Here is an 18,257-nt window from a genome sequence, read left to right on the forward strand (position 1 = left end):
CGCCTCGCCCGCCTGCGGAACACACGTTTCTGAGGACATCGGCGGCAAAAAAGGACCCTATGTGCGATTCCGTCCTAGCAAACTCACTTTTTCCCTCTAACCCGGCTACGGCCGCGACATCCGTGTGGCCGGATCGCACTCTCGATCTCGGGCCCCCGGTGTGGTTCACTCGTCCCATGAGCGTTGATCCAGCGGCCGTGGCCGAGGCCTACCGGAGGTACGACGAGGCCGCCCTGGCGGCCGGCGTAAGCGTGCGGATGGCCGAACCGCGCGACCTGGCCAGCATCATCGGGCTGTTCGAACGCACCTGGGGTGTCGGCCGCAGCCCGGACCGGGCCATGCTGCTGGCGCTCGACTACGCGGGCAACACCGTGCTGCTCGCCACCCAGAAGGGCAAACCGGTCGGGGCGACACTGGGGTTCCTGGGCTGGACCAACGGTGTGCACCTGCACTCGCACATGGCCGCGGTGGTGCCGTGGCAACGCGGCGGCGGGGTGGGCTTCGCGCTCAAGCTCTTCCAGCGCGCCGTCTGCCTGGAGCAGGGCGTCACCGAGATGCGCTGGACCTTCGACCCGCTGATTCGCCGCAACGCGCACTTCAACCTGGCCAAGCTCGGCGCCGAGGTGACCGGGTTCCTGCCGGACTTCTACGGCCGGCTGGACGACGTGATCTCGGGGGCCGACCGCAGCGACAGGTTCGAGGCGCGGTGGGCGCTGGGCTCCGCGCGAGTGCGGCGCGCGCTCGACGGTCGACCGGCGCCGCACTGGCGGGCCGAGGGCTCCTGGGCGCTCGACGCGGACTTCGAACGGCTGCGCGGCGATGATCCGGCCGCGGCCACGGTGCGCCGTGAGGAGTCCCGGGCCGTGTTCGCCGACGCGTTCCGGCGGGGGCTCCGGCCCGAGGTGACCGGCCACCACGACTACGTGTTCACGGCGGATCCGGGCGACCGGGAGCCGACCGACGCAGGCATCGGGCGCCGCGACGGCGACGCATCCGTCTAACGCGCGAGACTAACTACCCAGGTCAGCGCTCAGATCCGCATCGGGCATCGGCTGCCGGGTGCGCCCGGTGAGCCGGCGTTCGAACCAGTAGAGCAGCTCGGGGCGCAGCCGGTTGAGCTCGGACAGCGTCATCGGGTCCGGCACGCGTACGATCGGCACGCCCAGCTCGTCGGCGACGATGTCCATGGCGCCGCGAGAATAGAACTGGCCGCGCATCCGCACCAGCAGCTCACCGCTCTGGCCGGTGACGAAGAGCTGCGGTTGGCTGTCGACCGTGCCGCTCTGGTAGAGCTCGAGCAGCACAACGCTGGAGATCTGTTCGGACGGAAAGCTGGTGTTCCGGCCGAAGAACCCGCGCTCGGAGACGCCGGTGTCGTCGACCCAGATGCAGGTGCGGAGGAATCCGATGATCCCGACCAAGGCGGTGAGCATGACCGCCAGCTGGGCGGCGGCCACGGGAAGCCATTCGCCGATGGGGATCGTGAGCCAATAGAGAACCGCGAAGACGGGCGCGAAGAAGGCGATGATCGAGAGGGTCGTCTGGCGCAGCAGATGGCCGTGCGGCCGCAGCACCTGCGCGCGCACAGGTCGGCCCGTGATTTTCCCCACCCTTGTTCCCCCTCGCCGGTGTCTTGTTGAGTATGCCCCATGACCCGGCACCCCAGTAGACACCGTTCGGGGGGCATTCGGGGCCGCGACAAGCCGCAGTCGGTCGGGCTCCCTCTCAACCGCGCGGCCCGTAGAGTGTCAGAGTGAACCAGCAGATGACGAATGGCCGGCGCCCAGCCCGGCCCCGATTCCGTCTGCATCCGGCCCAGGCCGTGGCAACCGGCTTCGCACTGACCGTGCTCATCGGGTCCGGGCTGTTGTCCTTGCCCGTCGCCAAGGCGGGTCCAGGCGGTGCGTCCTTCGCTGAAGCGATCTTCACGGCCACGTCGGCCGTGTGCGTGACGGGTCTCACTGTGGTGGACACCGCCACGTATTGGACCCCCTTCGGCCAGGTTGTGATCCTGCTGCTCATTCAGGTGGGCGGGTTCGGCGTGATGACGTTCGCGTCGGTGATCGGGTTGGCCGTGGTGCGCCGCCTGTCCCTGCGCTCCCGTGTGACCGCGGCATCCGAGGTGCGCAGTGTGGGCCTGGAGGACGTGAAGGGCCTGGTCCTGGGCGTGGTCACGATCTCCCTGGCGGTCGAGCTGGTGGTCGCGGTTCTGCTCAGCCTGCGGTTCCTCGTCGGATACGGCGAGCCGATCGGCCGGGCAGTGTGGCTCGGGGTGTTCCACGCGGTGTCGTCGTTCAACAACGCCGGGTTTGCGCTGTTCGCCGACAATCTGATGGGCTACGCCGTCGACCCGTTCATCTGCCTGCCGATCGCAGCTGCCGTGATCCTGGGCGGGTTGGGATTCCCTGTCATCGTGCAGCTGCGCAAGCACTTCCGGTCTCCGCGGCAGTGGACCATGAACACCCGCATCGTGCTGGCCGGCACGGTGACCCTGTTGGTTGCGGGCACCGTGTACATCACGGCCGTTGAGTGGTCGAACCCCGCCACGCTCGGTCCGCTCGACTGGCCGGCGAAGGTGTTGGTCGGGTTCTTCCAGTCGGTGCAAACCCGCACGGCCGGATTCAACAGCATTGACGTCGGAGCGATGGACTCGGCCAGTCTGCTCGGCATGGACGTGCTCATGTTCATCGGTGGCGGCCCCGCCGGCACCGCTGGCGGTATCAAGGTGACGACGTTCGCCGTGCTGTACTTCATCCTGGTTGCCGAGATCCGCGGCGATGGGGTCGTGAACGTCTTCGGCAAGCGGCTCTCCCGGGCCGTACACCGGCAGGCCATCACCCTGGTGCTCCTGGCCGTTTTTGTCGTCACGGCGTCCACGGCGGCACTGATGCTGATCACCGACATCGGCCTGGACGCCCTGCTGTTCGAGGCCATCTCGGCCTTTGGCACCGTCGGCCTGTCGACGGGGATCACGGCCGGGCTACCGCCGGCCGGTCAGGCGATCCTGATCCTGCTGATGTTCATCGGACGGCTCGGCCCCATCACCTTCGCCTCGGCGCTCGCCCTGCGTGAGCGCCCACCCGCGTACGAACTTCCCAAGGAGAGGCCGATCATTGGCTAAATTCAGATCGTCAGCGTTCTCAATGTTCAACCAACGCCAACCGGCGCGGATGGCGGAGGAAGACTCCGTTGTCGTGATCGGCCTCGGCCGGTTCGGCAGCGCACTCGCCCTCGAGCTCATGGCCAGCGGCACCGAGGTGCTCGGCATTGATGGCAACGAGGAGATCGTGCAGGCGCACAACCGCCTCCTCACCCACGTCGTGCGCGCCGACTCCACCAAGGAGGAGACGCTACGGCAACTCTCCGTCCCTGAATTCAGCAGCGTGGTGGTCGCTATCGGTGGCGATATCCAGGCGAACATCCTCACGGCGTCGCTGCTGCTCAAGCTCGGCATCCCCAACATCTGGGCCAAGTCGGTGAGCGAGCCGCACGGTGAGATCTTGCGCCAGTTGGGGGTGAACCACGTGATCTACCCGGAGAAGGACATGGGCAAGCGCGTCGCGCACCTGGTGCGCGGGGTGATGCAGGACTACATCGACATCGGCGAGGATTTCGCCCTGGTGAAAACGGCTCCGCCACGGGAGATCCTCGGTCTGCCGCTCAGCCAGACCAAGGTGCGCACCGTCCACGGGGTCACCGTCACCGCGTATCACCGCCAGGGCCAGGGCTGGAGCTACACCACCATGGAGACCGTGATCGAGGAGGGCGACATCATCCTGGTCGCCGGGTCCACCGAGCGGGTCGAGTCATTCAGCCGGTTGCGATGACGATCCCCGCCTGCGACTTCCTGGCCGGCGCCGACCTCGGCACCCGCGTCGTCGTGCGGACGCGCATCGAGGGCGGGTACACGGATGCGCTCGGCTACCTGCGTTCCTGCGACCTCACACACTGCACCGTGGAGACCAAGCGGGGTACGGTGTCGCTCGCGCTCGCCGATGTCGTCGCGGCCAAAGAGGTTCCGCCGCCTCCCGCGCCGCGCCCGCGCCGCCACGTCGGCGAGTAGCCCTACTCAGCCACGACTGGTCCCATTGCGGACATATGCACCCGGCGCACCGGGACCAGTTGTCCGCCTGGGGTGCAGTTGGGCGTGGGGTCAGGCGGGAGCGGCCTCGGTGGCGGGAGCGTCGAGCGCGGGGGTGTCGCGACCGACCCGGCCGGACAGGAGCAGGCCACCGATCGCCAGCAGCGCGGAGAGGGTGAACGAGGCCGTGTAGGTGGCCGTGCCGCCCAGCGGGGTGACCGCCACGAACACCACGGCGGTGGCCGCGAGCGCCAGCGCGGCGCCGATCGAGTCCGCGATGAGCAGCGCGGAGGAGTTGAAGCCCTGCTGGTCGGGCGCCGAGAGCCGCAGCACCCGCCCGCTCTGCCGGGGCACGAGCGTGCCCATCCCCGCTCCGGCGACGGCCCAGCCGCCGATGGCCAGCGCCGGCGGCAGGCCGAACGCCGCCGTCAGCGCGGATGCCACGATCGCCACAAGCAGCAAAGCGCTCCCCAGCCGCATACTGCCCTGGTCGCTCAGCACCGTGGCGTAGCGGCCCTGGAGCCACGACGCGGTGGCCCAGCTGAGGCCTGCGCAGCTCAGCGCGAGTCCGGCCAGCACGGGGGAGAGCCGGTACTCCCCGGTCAGCAGTGCCGGTAGGTACACCTCGGTGGAGAGGAACGCCCCCGAGACCAGGCCCCGGATGCTCATCACGACGGGCAGGCCGCGGCGGCCGCTCAAGGTTCCAGCGGGCAGCAGCGGCCGGAGCGCCACCCCCGCGAGCACAAACGCCAGCCCGGTTCCCGCCCAAAGCAGGGCGCCGGGCAGCTGAGCCGCCAGGGATGCACAGAGCACCGCCGCCGCCGCGCCGAGCGACCATAGCGTGCGGGACAGGCGCCAGGGCGCCCGCACCGTCGTCGGCCGCTCCCGTTCGGCCGCCGCGACGGCGACCAGGCCGGGCCGCAGCATCACCAGGGCGGCCAGGACGAGCACCACCACGCCCAGGAACACCCAGCGCCAACTGGTGAACTCGACCACCACGCCCGCAATGAACGGGCCGATCAACGACGGAATCACCCAGGCCCCGGCGAAGGCGCCGAAGATGGCCGGATGCATCCGCTGCGGGTAGACCCGCGCCACGACGACGTACAGCGACACGCTCAGGGCGCCGCCGCCGAGGCCGTGCACCAGCCGGCCCACGATGAGGGCGGGCATGGATGCGGCGGTGCCGGCGATCACCAGGCCCACGACGAACAGCGCCACGGCCGTGATCACCACGGGCACCGGCCCGGAGCGGTCGGCCCAGTTGCCCGCGGCGACCATGCCCACGACCCCGACGGCGAGCGGGCCGGAGAACGCCAGGGCGTAGAGGGATTCGCCGTCGAGAGCGGCGCTGATGGTTGGCATCACCGTGGTCACCGCGAGGGCCTCGAAGGCGGCGAGGAAGATCAGCGCGAGGATTCCGACGGTGACCCAGATGAACTCCCGGCCGAAGATGGAGGGCGTTCGCGGCAGCGCGGAGGGGCTCGGTCGGGGAAGTGGCACGAGTGTGATCGTAGAACCTCAACCGCCCTTGAGGTCAACCCGGGCGGATGCCGCCTCCTGCCCCGCTCCCCGCCGCCGCCCGCCCGCGGTAGCTGTTGCCCGTCCGGACAATTGCGCCCGGCGTACCGGGACCATTTGTCCGTTTCGGCAACAAGTGGCGGGTTAAAGCGGAAACGCCCGCACGGTGGCGGGCGTTTCACTGGCGGAGAATGGGGGATTCGAACCCCCGAGGGCTTTCACCCAACACGCTTTCCAAGCGTGCGCCATAGGCCACTAGGCGAATTCTCCTGAACCGGTCGATTCGTCAAGACAACGACCAGGGAAAATCTTACCTGCTTCTGCGAGCTCCCGCTGACACGTCGATCGGCAGCCGGGTTTGGGCGCTGGCCCGAGACGCCCTAAACTGGCAATGGCTCCTCGCGTGGCGCTATCTCAGCCAACTCCCCCAGGACGGAAACGTAGCAAGGGTAACTGGGCTCTGGTGGGTGCGCGAGGAGTTTTACTTTGCCCGCAGCGGGCACCTCGGTGGGCACCGCAGCCGGGCCCCATCCGGCCCCGCAACCCGCCCACCGCGCAGGCCGCAGGCGAATCGCTCAGCCTAGCCCTCTCCAGCCTCCTCATGCGGGACTAACGTCCCCTGCGCGGCATCCGGGCGCTTCCTAGACTTGAACAGCGCCAGTGGCGCCCATAGAGCACCTGGAGTCCGTGATGGTTCAGTCGTCCAACGCCACCTCATCATTCACCTGGCCCAGCCGCCTTCCGCACAGCCTGAGCGCCGAAGCTCTCGCCAGTGTGGATGCCTGGTGGCGCGCAGCCAACTACCTCTCGGTCGGGCAGATCTATCTGCTCGACAACCCGCTACTGCGCGAACCCCTCACCCGGGAGCACATCAAGCCGCGCCTGCTCGGCCACTGGGGCACCACCCCGGGCCTCAACTTCCTCTACGCGCACCTGAACCGGGTCATCCGCGAACGCGAGATCAGCACCCTCTACATCACCGGCCCCGGCCACGGCGGGCCCGGCATGGTCGCCAACGCCTACCTCGACGGCACCTACTCCGAGATCTACTCCGGCATCGACCAGTCCGTCGACGGCGTCAAGGGCCTGTTCCGCCAGTTCTCCTTCCCGGGCGGCATCCCCAGCCACGCCTCACCCGAGACCCCCGGTTCCATCCACGAGGGCGGCGAGCTCGGCTACGCCCTCAGCCACGCCTACGGCGCCGCGTTCGACAACCCCGACCTGCTCGTCGCGGCCGTCATCGGCGACGGCGAGGCCGAGACCGGCCCGCTGGCCACCAGCTGGCACTCCAACAAGTTCGTCAACCCGCTCGAAGACGGCGTCGTGCTGCCGATCCTGCACCTCAACGGGTACAAGATCGCCAACCCCACCGTGCTCGCCCGCATCCCCGAGCACGAACTGCTCGACCTCATGCGCGGCTACGGCCACAACCCGCACATCGTCTCCGGCGGTTTCGACGGCGAAGACCCCCTGGCCGTGCACCAGCGCATGGCGCAGACCCTCGACGAGGTGCTCAACGAGATCGCCGCGATCAAGCGCGCCGCCCTCGCCGGCAGCACCGACCGGCCGCGCTGGCCGATGATCATCCTGAAGACCCCCAAGGGCTGGACCTGCCCGCCGGTCATCGACGGTGTGCAGGTGGAGGACTCCTGGCGCTCGCACCAGGTGCCGCTCGTGAACGCCCGCGACACCCAGTCGCACACCGATGTGCTCGAGTTCTGGCTCAAGTCGTACCGGCCCGAGGAACTCTTCGACGAGGCCGGTGCCCCGGTGGGCATCATCTCCGCCCTCGCCCCGCACGGCGACCTGCGCATGAGCGCCAACCCGGTCGCCAACGGCGGGCTGCTGCGCCGCGATCTCAAGCTGCCCAACTTCCGCGAGTACGCGGTGGATGTGCCGTCCCCCGGCGCCACCGTCGACGAGGCCACCAAGGTGCTCGGCACCTGGCTGGCCGACGTCATCCGCGACAACCCCGACAACTTCCGCATCTTCGGACCCGACGAGACCGCATCCAACCGGCTCGCGCCGGCCGTCTACGCCGCCACCGACAAGCAGTGGAACGCTGAATACATCCCCGAAGACACCAACCTCGCCCGCGCCGGCCGGGTCATGGAGATGCTCAGCGAGCACCAGTGCCAGGGCTGGCTGGAGGGCTATCTGCTCACCGGGCGCCACGGCCTGTTCAACTGCTACGAGGCGTTCATCCACATCATCGACTCGATGTTCAACCAGCACGCCAAGTGGCTCAAGGTCACCCGGGAGATCCCGTGGCGCCGCTCGATCTCGAGCCTGAACTACCTGCTCTCCTCTCACGTCTGGCGCCAGGACCACAACGGCTTCAGCCACCAGGACCCGGGGTTCATCGACCATGTCGTGAATAAGAGCGCGGATGTCGTGCGGGTGTACCTGCCGTTCGATGCGAACACGCTGCTGTCGATCTACGACCACTGCCTGCGCAGCGTGGACTACGTCAACGTGGTGGTGGCCGGCAAGCAGCCGGCCCCGAACTGGCTCACCATGGACCAGGCCGTCGCGCACTGCGAGCGGGGCCTGGGTATCTTCGAGTGGGCCGGCACCGAAGAGCCCGGCACCGAACCCGATGTGGTGCTCGCCGCCGCCGGCGAGGTGCCCACCCTCGAGGTGCTCGCCGCCGCCAAGATCCTGCGCGAGGCCATGCCCGACCTCAGCGTGCGCGTGGTCAACGTGGTCGACCTGATGCGCCTGCAGTCCGAGGACGACCACCCGCACGGGCTGAGCGACCGCGAGTTCGACGCCTACTTCACCGCCGACAAGCCCATCGTGTTCGCATACCACGGGTACCCGTGGCTGATCCACCGGCTCACCTACAAGCGCCACGGCCACTCCAACCTGCACGCCCGCGGGTACAAAGAGAACGGGACGACGACGACGCCGTTCGACATGGTCATGCTCAACGACCTCGACCGGTACCACCTGGTGATGGATGTCATCGACCGGGTGCCCGGACTCGGAGCCCGTGCCGGACTGCTTCGCCAGCAGATGCAGGATGCCCGCCTGCGTGCCCGGCAGTACACCCGCGACCACGGGGAAGACATTCCCGAGGTCACCGACTGGGTATGGGCTGGGAACGATGCCGCGGCAGCCGCCGCGCGCGCACTAGACACCACCGGCGGGGATAACGTATAACCGTGGCTCGAAGCATTTACATCACCTCCGCCGAGGGAAATACCGGCAAATCTACTATCGCGCTCGGCGTTCTCGACACCCTGTTGCACTCCATCGAGCGCGTGGGCGTCTTCCGCCCCATCGCCCGGTCCAAGCACAAGCCCGACTACGTTCTCGAGCTGTTGCTGAACCACCTGCAGGCCGGTAAGCCCGCAGGAACCAACCCGGCCGCCCAGCCGGCGCTCACCTACGACGAGTGCGTCGGCGTCACCTACGACGACGTGCACGCCGACCCGGATGCCGCACTCGCCCGCATCGTGGCCCGCTACAAGGCCGTCGAAGCGCAGTGCGACGCCGTCGTGGTGATCGGCAGCGACTTCACCGACGTCGGCAGCCCCACCGAACTGGCCTACAACGCCCGCATCGCCGCCAACCTCGGTGTTCCGGTGCTGCTCGTGCTCGCCGGCCGGGTGGGCTTCGGCCAGGGTGAAGGCCTCAGCCAGAGCGATCAGCTCGGCCAGAGCGAACCGCGCACCAGCGACGACATCCGTCAGCTCACCGATGTGGCGCTGACCGAACTGCAGTCCGAGCATGTGTCGCTGCTCGGCGTCGTGGTCAACCGCGCCGACCCCGCCAACCTCAACGGCCTCATCGCCGCGGTGCGCGAGGGCGTCGACAACCTGCCCGACGCACCGGATGCGATGCACGCTGCCGTCGTGCCCGTCTGGGCGATCCCCGAAGACGCGTTCCTCGTGGCCCCGAGCATGAAGACGATCCTCGAAGCCACCCACGGCACCCTGGTGCAGGGTGACCCGGAGCTGCTCTCCCGCGAGGCGCTCAGCGTGGTCGTTGCCGCCATGTCGATGGTCAACGTGCTGCCCCGTCTCACCGAGGGCGCCGTCGTCGTGATCCCCAGCGACCGCCCCGAGGTGCTGCTGGCCGCCCTGATGGCCAACTCCTCCGCGACCTTCCCGTCGCTGGCCGGTGTTGTGCTCGTCGGCGGTTTCCCGCTGCCCGAGTCGATCGAACAGCTCATGAAGGGCCTCGCCCCGTCGGTGCCGATCATCCGCACCGACCTGGCCTCCTACGAGGCGGCGCTGCGCATCACGCACACTCGCGGCCGCCTGGCCGCCGACTCGCAGCGCAAGCACGACACCGCCCTGGCGCTGTTCGAGCAGCACGTCGACGGCGGCGCCCTGCTCGACCGTCTCAAGGTGAGCCGCGCCGACGTGGTCACCCCGCTCATGTTCGAGTACACCCTGCTCGAGCGCGCCCGCCAGAACCGCATGCGCATCGTGCTGCCCGAGGGGGACGACGATCGCGTGCTCCGCGCCGCCGCCACCCTACTGGCCCGCGACGTGGCCGACCTGATCATCCTCGGCGAGGAATTCGAGGTGCGTTCGCGCGCCATCGGCCTGGGCCTGGATATCGCCAAGGCCACCGTCGTTAGCCCGTTCGACGACGTGCTGCGGATGCGTTTCGCCGAGGAATACGCGCGCCTTCGCGCCCACAAGGGCGTCACCATCGATCAGGCCCGCGACGTCGTCACCGACGTCTCGTACTTCGGCACGATGATGGTGCAGCTGGGCCTGGCCGACGGCATGGTCTCCGGCGCGTCGCACACCACGGCGCACACCATCCGCCCGAGCTTCGAGATCATCAAGACCCGCCCCGGCGTGTCCGTGGTCTCCAGCGTGTTCCTGATGGCCCTGGCCGACCGGGTGCTCGTCTACGGTGACTGCGCGGTCAACCCCGACCCCACCGCCGCGCAGCTGGCCGACATCGCCATCTCGGCATCGGAGACGGCTGTCGAGTTCGGCATCGAGCCGCGTATCGCGATGCTGTCGTACTCCACCGGCGGCTCCGGCAGCGGTGCGGATGTCGAAAAGGTGCGGGAGGCCACCGCCATCGTGCGCGAACGGCGCCCCGACCTGGCCGTGGAGGGCCCGATCCAGTACGACGCCGCCGCTGACGCAGCCGTGGCCGCGGCGAAGATGCCAGACTCCGCCGTGGCGGGCAAGGCGAACGTGTTCATCTTCCCCGACCTCAACACCGGCAACAACACCTACAAGGCGGTCCAGCGCAGCGCTGGCGCCGTGGCGATCGGCCCCGTCCTGCAGGGCCTGCGCAAACCCATCAACGACCTTTCCAGAGGAGCACTCGTGCAGGACATCGTGAACACCGTGGCGATCACCGCCATCCAGGCCGCATCGCTGGCCGCAGTGGAGGCAGCCGTATGACCGCCATCCTCGTCATCAACAGCGGTTCGTCCTCGTTCAAGTACCAGCTGATCGACATCGACACCGAGACCGAACTGGCCGGCGGACTCGTCGAGCGCATCGGCGAGGGCACCGGACACGCCCGCCACACCAACACCGCCTCGGACGCGGGCCGCCAGGAGCAGAACCTGCCGATCCCCGACCACACCGCGGGCTTCGCGCTCATGGTCGCCGCGTTCGCCGAGCACGGCCCGCAGCTGGCCGACGCCAACCTCATCGCCGTGGGCCACCGCGTCGTGCAGGGCGGCAGCATCTTCACCGGTCCCACCGTGATCGACGATGTCGTTCAGCAGCAGATCACCGACCTGGCCGACCTCGCCCCGCTGCACAACCCCGCGCACGTGCAGGGCATCATCGCGGCTCGCTCGAACTTCCCCGACGTGCCGCACGTGGCCGTCTTCGACACCTCGTTCCACCAAAGCATGCCGGCCGCCGCGTACACCTACGCGATCAACACGGCCCTCGCCGCGGAGCACAGCATCCGCCGGTACGGCTTCCACGGCAGCTCGCACAAGTTCGTCTCCGAGGCCGCAGCCGAGTTCCTCGGCCGCCCCCTCGCCGAGCTGAAGACCATCGTGCTGCACCTCGGCAACGGTGCGTCGGTCTGCGCCGTCGACGGCGGCAAGTCCATCGACACGTCGATGGGCCTCACCCCGCTGCAGGGCCTGGTGATGGGCACCCGCTCCGGCGACATCGACCCCGCGGTGCTGTTCCACCTGCACCGCAAGGCGGGTATGTCGATCGAACAGCTCGACACCATGCTCAATAAGGAGAGCGGCATGCTCGGCCTCACCGGCAACGGTGACATGCGCGACGTCGAAGACGCCGCCGTGGCCGGCGACGCTGTGGCTCAGGCCGCGCTCGACGTGTACTACCACCGCATCAAGGGCTACGTGGGCAACTACATCGCCCAGCTCGGTGGCCTCGACGTGATCGTCTTCACCGCCGGTGTCGGCGAGAACTCCGGCATCATCCGCGAGGGTGCCTTGCGCGGCCTCGAGGGTCTCGGCATCGAGATCGACCCGGCCAAGAACGACCCGTTCTCCCGGGTCGCCCGCGTCGTGTCGACGGATGCCTCGCGTGTCACCGTGCTCGTCATCCCCACCAACGAGGAGCTCGAGATCGCCCGCGAAACCCGCGCGGTCATCTAACTCCCTCGCAGCAGTACCTCATTTGCGGACATCCCGCCTTCGCGACACAAGCGCAGGCCGGATGTCCGCATTTCAGTACCAGGGCCGCCGTGTGTGTCGCCCCCACGCCGGTCGTGACCGCGGTCGCGAGCGGCGTCCACGGGTCGTCTCGCGGGGTCTCGACAGGCTCGACCAGCGAATGGGTTGCGTCGCGCTGTCGGGTTCGGGTGGGTGCGTGTGTGTCGTGCCCCCCGCGGTGGTCGAGCTTGTCGAGACCGGGTTCGTGAACACAGGAGCACCCCGAGCACCGCGAGTAGAATTCCGGCGTGCGCACCCTTCTGAACATCATCTGGCTCGTGCTGTCGGGTTTCTGGCTGTTCCTCGGCTACCTGGCCGCCGGTGTTGTGCTCTGCATCCTGATCATCACGATTCCGTGGGGCATCGCCTCCTTCCGCATCGGCGCCTACGCGCTCTGGCCATTCGGCCGCACCGTGGTCGCCAAGCCCACCAGCGGCGCCTTCTCGTTCCTCGGCAACGTGATCTGGGTCATTCTCGCGGGCTGGTGGCTGGCCCTGGCGCACATCGTCTCGGGTATCGCGCTGTGCGTCACGATCATCGGCATCCCGATGGGCATCGCCGACTTCAAGCTGGTCCCGGTCTCGCTGGCCCCGCTGGGCAAGGTGATCGGGCCGACCGGCGGCGGCGAGTTCGACCAGGCCCGCGCCGCTCGGTCCTGACCGCCGTTTCGCCAATCGGGGCCGCGCTGCCCTGGGCAGAGACGAAAACGGCTGCAAACGTGACATTTCCGCGCGCCGACTCGTCTTAGGTGCAAGTCGGCGGACAGACTGCCCACTTCGACTATTTCTCAGTGTGGAGGAAAAATGTCCAGAGTAGCTGTTCGCGGGCCGACCCTCGGGGTGACGAGATGATGCCCAGTCTTCGAACAATCATGTCCACCGGGGCTGAGCACGAAGACGCCCAGATCTCCGCGTTGGCGCGTCAGATCGGACAACTCGCCGCGGCCGACCGAATGACTGTCGTTGTCGCGGAATCCCTCACCGCCGGCCGGATAGCCCAGGCTCTGAGCGCGGCACCGGAGTCCTCTGGCTGGTTCGGTGGCGGCGTGGTCGCGTACCAGCCCCACACCAGGTATCGGCTGCTGAACGTGCATCCGGGGCCGGTCGTGTCGGCGGAATGTGCGGAGCAGATGGCCAAGGGCGTGCTGGAAAACGTGGGTGCAGACGTGAGCGTGGCAGTGACGGGTGTGGTGGGCCCCGCCCCCGAAGAGGGCCACCCGGCCGGCACCGTGTTCATCAGCGTCGCTACCCGGTGTTCGGTGCGGTCCTTCCCTACCGGTTCGACGCGTCGCCGGAAGACGTCATCGCCCTCAGCACGAGTCGTGCCCTGGCGCACCTCAAGGATGTGCTCCTGGACTAGGGCGTTGTTGCGTCCAGTCGCGAAAGCGCGCACGTTGTTGCTTCGCGAGCGTTCAGGCAGACGTATGACCGATTTCGTGGGAGGGACACCGGGGCGCCGGGGTCGTCGGTCAGCGCGCGGGCGGGGGAGCGGTGCTAGCGCGCACCACGAGGTGGGTGGGCACGATCGTGGTGCCGGGGCCCACGGCGGCGGGGGAGTCGATCTGGCGCAGCAGCTTCTCGATGCAGAGCCGTCCGACCTGGCCGAAGTCCTGGTGCACGGTGGTCAGCGGCGGCCAGAAGGCATCCGCCTCGCGCATGTCGTCGAAGCCGACCACGCTCACATCGGCCGGCACCGAGCGCCCGGCCTCGTGCACGGCGCGCATGACGCCGAGGGCCATCTGGTCGTTCGAGGCGAAGATCGCGGTGACCGACGGGTCGGCGGCCAGCGCCACGCCGTGCCGGTAGCCGCTTTCGGCGTTCCAGTCGCCCTCGAGCACGGGCGGCACCGGCGCGCCGGCCGCCTTGAGGGTGGCGCGCCAGGATGCCGTGCGGCGCCCGGCCGAGAATGACGACTCGGGTCCGGCGATGTGCCAGACCGTCTTGTGCCCGAGGTCCAGCAGATGCTGGGTCGCCAGCCGGGCGCCCTCGGTCTGGTCGGTGTCGACCACCGTGTAGCGCTCGCCCGCGTCGGAGTCGACGATCACGACCGGCAGCCCGGTGGGCACGGTCACGTCGATGCGATCCAGGATGTGCGCCTCCATGATGATCACGATGCCGTCGACCGCCTGCTCGGCGAGCCGATTCACCGCTCCGGCGACCGCGCCCTGGGTGGGCAGCGCCACGGGGATCAGGGTGATCGAGTAGCCGGCCTGGGCGGCGGCCGTGGCGACGGCGTCGAGGGTACGCATGTTGCCGAAGCTGGAGAGGGTGAACATGATCACGCCGATGGTGCTGAACTTGCCCGACTTGAGCGCGCGGGCGGCGCTGTTGGGCCGGTAACCGATCTCTTCCATGGCCGCGAGCACCCGGTCCCGGGTGTCGGCGTCGACGTTGCTGCGGGCGTTGACCACCCGGGAGACGGTCTGGGAGGAGACGCCGGCCAGCGCCGCCACATCCGCCATCGACGGCAACCGAACCGCCCGCGCGGGCGAGGCCTGGCGCACGTCGTCGGAACCCGTGCCGGCGGTGGGGCGGATCGTTGCCACGTGCTCTCCAGAGTCCCGGAAAAATTTCCGTATGTTTACGTAAACATGCTAGCGTGCTTACACGTTATGTTTACGTAAACATGATTCCCGAGTTTCACCATCCACCGCATCACCTCCCGAGTCAGAGAAACAGGCATGACGACGCTGTCAACACTCCCCCCTAGTGGCCAGACACTGCAGAGTTCCCGCAAGCACGTGCAGAAGCGCGACTGGACCGGCTGGAAGTTCATCGGCCCGTTCATGATCGTCTTCGCCCTCGTGCTCATCGCCCCGGTGCTCTACTCGATCTACCTCAGCTTCTTCAAGGACCAGCTCGTCGGCGGCAACTCCTTCGTCGGCTTCGAGAACTACGGCCAGGCGCTGTCGGACCCCAAGTTCTGGGAGTCCATGGGCCGGGTCACCCTGTTCTTCGTCGTGCAGGTGCCGATCATGCTCGGCATCGCCCTGTTCGCCGCCCTCGCCATCGACAGTGCCCGCCTGCACCTGTCCAGCTTCTTCCGCATCGCGATCTTCCTGCCCTACGCGGTTCCCGCCGTGGTCGCCACCCTCATGTGGGGTTTCATGTACGGCACCAAGTTCGGCCTGGTCGGCAACCTCAACGACTTCTTCAGCCTGTCCATCCCCGACCCGCTCTCCGGCAGCTGGGTGCTCGCGTCGATCGGCAACATCGTCACGTGGGAGTTCATCGGCTACAACATGATCCTGTTCTATGCGGCCCTCCGGGTGATCCCCACCGACCTCTACGAGGCCGCGTCTCTCGACGGCGCCAACGCGTTCCGCATCATCCGCAGCATCAAGATGCCGGCCCTGCGCCCCGCGATCGTGATCGGCGGCATCTTCAGCGTCATCGGCAGCTTCCAGCTCTTCAACGAGCCGAGCATCCTGCAGTCGCTGGCCCCCAACACCATCTCCACCTACTTCTCGCCAAACATGTACGCGTACAACCTGTCCTTCTCCGGCCAGCAGTACAACTACTCGGCAACCATCGCGATCATCGTCGGCCTCATCACCGCTGTCATCGCCTACATCGTGCAGAACTCCGGTTCCAGGAAGGAGGCCTGAGATGTCGACGACTGACCAGACCCACGCACCCGTCGAGAAGGCGAAAGCCCCGCGGATGTCGCGCTACACCAGCGAGAAGAAGGCCGGCAAGTCCAACCAGGGCCTGCACACCAAGAAGTCGATCCTGCTCACGGTGATCATGGGCGCGCTGCTCATCTACAGCCTGCTGCCGCTGTTCTGGCTGTTCGTGAACTCCACCAAGACCCAGGCCGAGCTGCTCAGCTCGTTCGGACTCTGGTTCTCCGGCCCGAACGCGCTGTGGGACAATATCGTCGCCACGCTGACCTACAACGACGGCGTTTTTGTGCGCTGGTTCGGCAACACTCTGCTCTATGTCGTCGTCGGCGCCGGCGGAGCCACTTTCCTGGCCGCCCTCGGCGGTTACGGCCTGGCCAAGTTCAACTTCCCGGGTAAGAAGGCGGTTTTCGCGGTCGTCCTCGGCGCCGTCGCCATCCCCGGTACGGCCCTTGCGGTGCCGACCTTCCTCATGTTCAGCCAGATGGGCCTCACGAACACCCCGTGGGCGGTCATCCTGCCGTCGCTGATCAGCCCGTTCGGTCTCTACCTGATCTGGACCTACGCGCTCGACGCCGTGCCCACCGAGGTTCTCGAGGCCGCCCGAATGGATGGCGCGGGCGAGTTCCGCACCTTCTTCACCATCTCCCTCAAGCTGTTGGCCCCCGGCCTCGTCACGGTGCTGCTCTTCACGCTCGTGGCGACCTGGAACAACTACTTCCTGCCCCTTATCATGCTCAGCGAACCCACCTGGTACCCGCTCACCGTGGGGCTCAAGCAGTGGAGCGCGCAGGCCCAGACCGTGGGCGGTGACGTCATCTACAACCTCGTCATCACCGGGTCGCTGCTCACGATCGTTCCGATCATCGTGGCGTTCCTGTTCCTGCAGCGCTACTGGCAGTCCGGACTCGCCTCCGGCAGCGTCAAGGCGTAACCCCAGACTTCTCCGACCGCATCACCGCTTACCCGCACCACCCGCTCCACCACCCGCACCATCCGTACCCGCATCACCGAACACCCATTTACAAGGAAGTGAAAGGCATCCCATGAAAGCAACACACAGCACCCTGCGCCGCACCGCGGTCGCCGTGGCCACCGGCCTCGCCCTCAGCCTGTCCCTCGCCGCGTGCTCCGCGGCCGGCGGCGGCTCGGCCGAGACCGGCACCGCCGACGACATCGCCGCGGCGCTCAAGGAGAAGTCGACCATCACCGTTTGGGCCTGGGCCCCTGCGGTGGAAGACATCGCCAAGGCGTTCGAGAAGGAAAACCCGAACGTGACAGTCAAGGTCGTCAACGCCGGAACCGGCAACGACCAGTACATCAAGCTGCAGAACGCGATCAAGGCAGGCTCCGGCGCTCCGGACGTCGCCCAGATCGAGTACTACGCCCTCCCGCAGTTCGCGCTCTCCGACGCACTGGCCGACCTTACCGACTTCGGGTTCGACCAGTACGCCTCCGAGTACACCGACAGCACCTGGGGTTCCGTCAACCTCGGCGACGGCATCTACGCGCTGCCGCAGGACTCCGGCCCCATGGCCATGTTCTACAACAAGGCCGTCTTCGACCAGTACGGCATCGAGGTGCCGACCACGTGGGACGAGTACGTCGCCGCCGCCGAGAAGCTGCACACCGCCAACCCGAACGCCTACATCACCAACGACACCGGCGACGCGGGCTTCACCACCAGCATGATCTGGCAGGCCGGCGGCCAGCCGTACACCACCAAGGACTCGACCGACGTCACGCTGAACCTGCAGGACGAGGGCTCGAAGAAGTTCGCCGACACCTGGAACCAGCTGCTCGACAACGACCTCCTCGCCCCCACCCCGAGCTGGAGCGACGAGTGGTACAAGGGCCTGGGCGACGGCACCATCGCCACCCTCAACATCGGCGCCTGGATGCCCGGCAACCTGGAGTCCGGCGTGCCGGAAGCCTCCGGTGACTGGCGTGTAGCGCCGCTGCCCACCTACACGGCCGGCGTCACCGCCAGCGCCGAGAACGGTGGTGGTGGCGACGCCATCCTCAAGCAGAGCAAGAACAAGCTCGTTGCTGCCGGCTTCCTGCAGTACATGAACGAGGGCAAAGGCACCCAGATCTCCATCGACGCCGGCGGCTTCCCGTCCACCGTCGCCGACCTCGACTCCGACGAATTCCTCGGCTACGAGAGCGAGTACTTCGGCGGCCAGAAGATCAACGAGGTGCTCGTGCAGTCGGCCAAGGACGTTGTTCCCGGCTGGAGCTACCTGCCGTTCCAGGTCTACTCGAACAGCATCTTCTCCGACACCGTCGGCCAGGCGTACGCCAGCAAGGGCGACATCAACGAGGGCCTGACCGCGTGGCAGAAGGCCACCGCCAGCTACGGCAACGAGCAGGGCTTCACCGTCACCGAGAAGTAAACACCC

At 67.7% G+C, this 18,257-nt stretch carries 14 protein-coding genes, 1 tRNA gene, 1 other RNA gene and 1 pseudogene; 13 read left to right on the forward strand and 4 right to left on the reverse strand.

The features are described 5' to 3' along the window. The first annotated feature begins 176 nt into the window (after positions 1-176). Positions 177-1,001: a hypothetical protein gene (locus KY500_RS18810; protein WP_219901800.1), complete on the forward strand. Its 825-nt coding sequence runs from the start codon at positions 177-179 to the stop codon at positions 999-1,001. A gap of 9 nt (positions 1,002-1,010) precedes the next feature. On the opposite strand, the gene KY500_RS18815 is transcribed toward KY500_RS18810, so the two are convergent. Next, positions 1,011-1,610 carry a hypothetical protein gene (locus KY500_RS18815; RefSeq protein WP_219901801.1) on the reverse strand — a complete coding sequence of 200 codons (600 nt, stop codon included), beginning with the start codon at positions 1,608-1,610 and terminating at the stop codon, positions 1,011-1,013. A 155-nt stretch (positions 1,611-1,765) separates the two neighbouring features. On the opposite strand from KY500_RS18815, the gene KY500_RS18820 reads away from it, so the two are divergent. The 3 genes from KY500_RS18820 to KY500_RS18830 are packed head-to-tail and all read left to right on the forward strand — an operon-like array spanning position 1,766 to position 4,063. Continuing rightward, on the forward strand, positions 1,766-3,121 hold the full coding sequence (locus KY500_RS18820) for a TrkH family potassium uptake protein (protein WP_219903546.1): 1,356 nt from the start codon (positions 1,766-1,768) through the stop codon (positions 3,119-3,121). Positions 3,122-3,143: 22 nt separating this feature from the next. Next, positions 3,144-3,827 carry a TrkA family potassium uptake protein gene (locus KY500_RS18825; RefSeq protein ID WP_219901802.1) on the forward strand — a complete coding sequence of 228 codons (684 nt, stop codon included), beginning with the start codon at positions 3,144-3,146 and terminating at the stop codon, positions 3,825-3,827. After that, positions 3,824-4,063: a hypothetical protein gene (locus KY500_RS18830; RefSeq protein ID WP_219901803.1), complete on the forward strand. Its 240-nt coding sequence runs from the start codon at positions 3,824-3,826 to the stop codon at positions 4,061-4,063. The genes KY500_RS18825 and KY500_RS18830 overlap by 4 nt, the downstream gene beginning before the upstream one ends. A gap of 90 nt (positions 4,064-4,153) precedes the next feature. On the opposite strand, the gene KY500_RS18835 is transcribed toward KY500_RS18830, so the two are convergent. Both KY500_RS18835 and KY500_RS18840 read right to left on the reverse strand, forming a co-directional pair. Next, complete coding sequence (locus tag KY500_RS18835; RefSeq protein ID WP_255579588.1) at positions 4,154-5,584, reverse strand: MFS transporter; 1,431 nt, start codon at positions 5,582-5,584, stop codon at positions 4,154-4,156. 200 nt (positions 5,585-5,784) lie between these two features. Next, positions 5,785-5,872: transfer RNA gene (locus tag KY500_RS18840), tRNA-Ser, on the reverse strand. Positions 5,873-5,992: 120 nt separating this feature from the next. Here KY500_RS18840 and ffs point away from each other — a divergent pair. The 6 genes and pseudogenes from ffs to KY500_RS19860 all read left to right on the forward strand — a co-directional run. Further along, an RNA gene (ffs, locus tag KY500_RS18845) (signal recognition particle sRNA small type) lies at positions 5,993-6,089 on the forward strand. 203 nt (positions 6,090-6,292) lie between these two features. Beyond that, positions 6,293-8,767, forward strand: coding sequence for a phosphoketolase (locus tag KY500_RS18850; RefSeq protein WP_219901804.1), 2,475 nt, complete (start codon positions 6,293-6,295; stop codon positions 8,765-8,767). A gap of 2 nt (positions 8,768-8,769) precedes the next feature. Then, on the forward strand, positions 8,770-10,986 hold the full coding sequence (pta, locus tag KY500_RS18855; RefSeq protein WP_219901805.1) for a phosphate acetyltransferase: 2,217 nt from the start codon (positions 8,770-8,772) through the stop codon (positions 10,984-10,986). Beyond that, entirely contained in the window at positions 10,983-12,176 is a 1,194-nt protein-coding gene (locus KY500_RS18860; RefSeq protein ID WP_219901806.1) for an acetate/propionate family kinase, read from the forward strand. Before pta ends, KY500_RS18860 begins: the two co-directional genes overlap by 4 nt. A 305-nt stretch (positions 12,177-12,481) precedes the next feature. Continuing rightward, a complete protein-coding gene (locus KY500_RS18865; protein WP_219901807.1) occupies positions 12,482-12,892 on the forward strand; it encodes a YccF domain-containing protein in 411 nt (136 codons plus the stop codon). A gap of 212 nt (positions 12,893-13,104) precedes the next feature. Further along, a pseudogene (locus KY500_RS19860) lies at positions 13,105-13,470 on the forward strand (CinA family protein); the annotation flags it as partial. Positions 13,471-13,701: 231 nt separating this feature from the next. Here KY500_RS19860 and KY500_RS18875 read toward each other — a convergent pair. Further along, positions 13,702-14,694, reverse strand: a complete 993-nt coding sequence (locus KY500_RS18875) for a LacI family DNA-binding transcriptional regulator (RefSeq protein ID WP_219903548.1) — start codon at positions 14,692-14,694, stop codon at positions 13,702-13,704. Positions 14,695-14,913: 219 nt separating this feature from the next. Here KY500_RS18875 and KY500_RS18880 point away from each other — a divergent pair, with 219 nt between their 5' ends. From KY500_RS18880 to KY500_RS18890, 3 genes are all read left to right on the forward strand, one after another. Next, a complete protein-coding gene (locus KY500_RS18880) occupies positions 14,914-15,840 on the forward strand; it encodes a carbohydrate ABC transporter permease (RefSeq protein ID WP_066592606.1) in 927 nt (308 codons plus the stop codon). A 55-nt stretch (positions 15,841-15,895) separates the two neighbouring features. Then, a complete protein-coding gene (locus tag KY500_RS18885; protein ID WP_255579964.1) occupies positions 15,896-16,789 on the forward strand; it encodes a carbohydrate ABC transporter permease in 894 nt (297 codons plus the stop codon). A gap of 112 nt (positions 16,790-16,901) precedes the next feature. Beyond that, positions 16,902-18,251, forward strand: coding sequence for an ABC transporter substrate-binding protein (locus KY500_RS18890; RefSeq protein ID WP_219901809.1), 1,350 nt, complete (start codon positions 16,902-16,904; stop codon positions 18,249-18,251). Positions 18,252-18,257 lie beyond the last annotated feature (6 nt).

The sequence above is a fragment of the Cryobacterium sp. PAMC25264 genome, assembly GCF_019443325.1.
Taxonomy (GTDB): Bacteria; Actinomycetota; Actinomycetes; order Actinomycetales; family Microbacteriaceae; genus Cryobacterium.

What these genes read in the sequence shown, in the direction of transcription:
- KY500_RS18850 (WP_219901804.1), top strand. Translation starts at nt 6,293, where the DNA reads ATGGTTCAGTCGTCCAACGCCACCTCATCATTCACCTGGCCCAGCCGC.
- KY500_RS18825 (WP_219901802.1), top strand. Translation starts at nt 3,144, where the DNA reads ATGTTCAACCAACGCCAACCGGCGCGGATGGCGGAGGAAGACTCCGTT.
- KY500_RS18860 (WP_219901806.1), top strand. Translation starts at nt 10,983, where the DNA reads ATGACCGCCATCCTCGTCATCAACAGCGGTTCGTCCTCGTTCAAGTAC.
- KY500_RS18890 (WP_219901809.1), top strand. Translation starts at nt 16,902, where the DNA reads ATGAAAGCAACACACAGCACCCTGCGCCGCACCGCGGTCGCCGTGGCC.
- KY500_RS18875 (WP_219903548.1), bottom strand. Translation starts at nt 14,694, where the DNA reads ATGGCGGATGTGGCGGCGCTGGCCGGCGTCTCCTCCCAGACCGTCTCC.
- KY500_RS18885 (WP_255579964.1), top strand. Translation starts at nt 15,896, where the DNA reads ATGTCGCGCTACACCAGCGAGAAGAAGGCCGGCAAGTCCAACCAGGGC.
- KY500_RS18810 (WP_219901800.1), top strand. Translation starts at nt 177, where the DNA reads ATGAGCGTTGATCCAGCGGCCGTGGCCGAGGCCTACCGGAGGTACGAC.
- KY500_RS18830 (WP_219901803.1), top strand. Translation starts at nt 3,824, where the DNA reads ATGACGATCCCCGCCTGCGACTTCCTGGCCGGCGCCGACCTCGGCACC.
- KY500_RS18820 (WP_219903546.1), top strand. Translation starts at nt 1,766, where the DNA reads ATGACGAATGGCCGGCGCCCAGCCCGGCCCCGATTCCGTCTGCATCCG.
- KY500_RS18880 (WP_066592606.1), top strand. Translation starts at nt 14,914, where the DNA reads ATGACGACGCTGTCAACACTCCCCCCTAGTGGCCAGACACTGCAGAGT.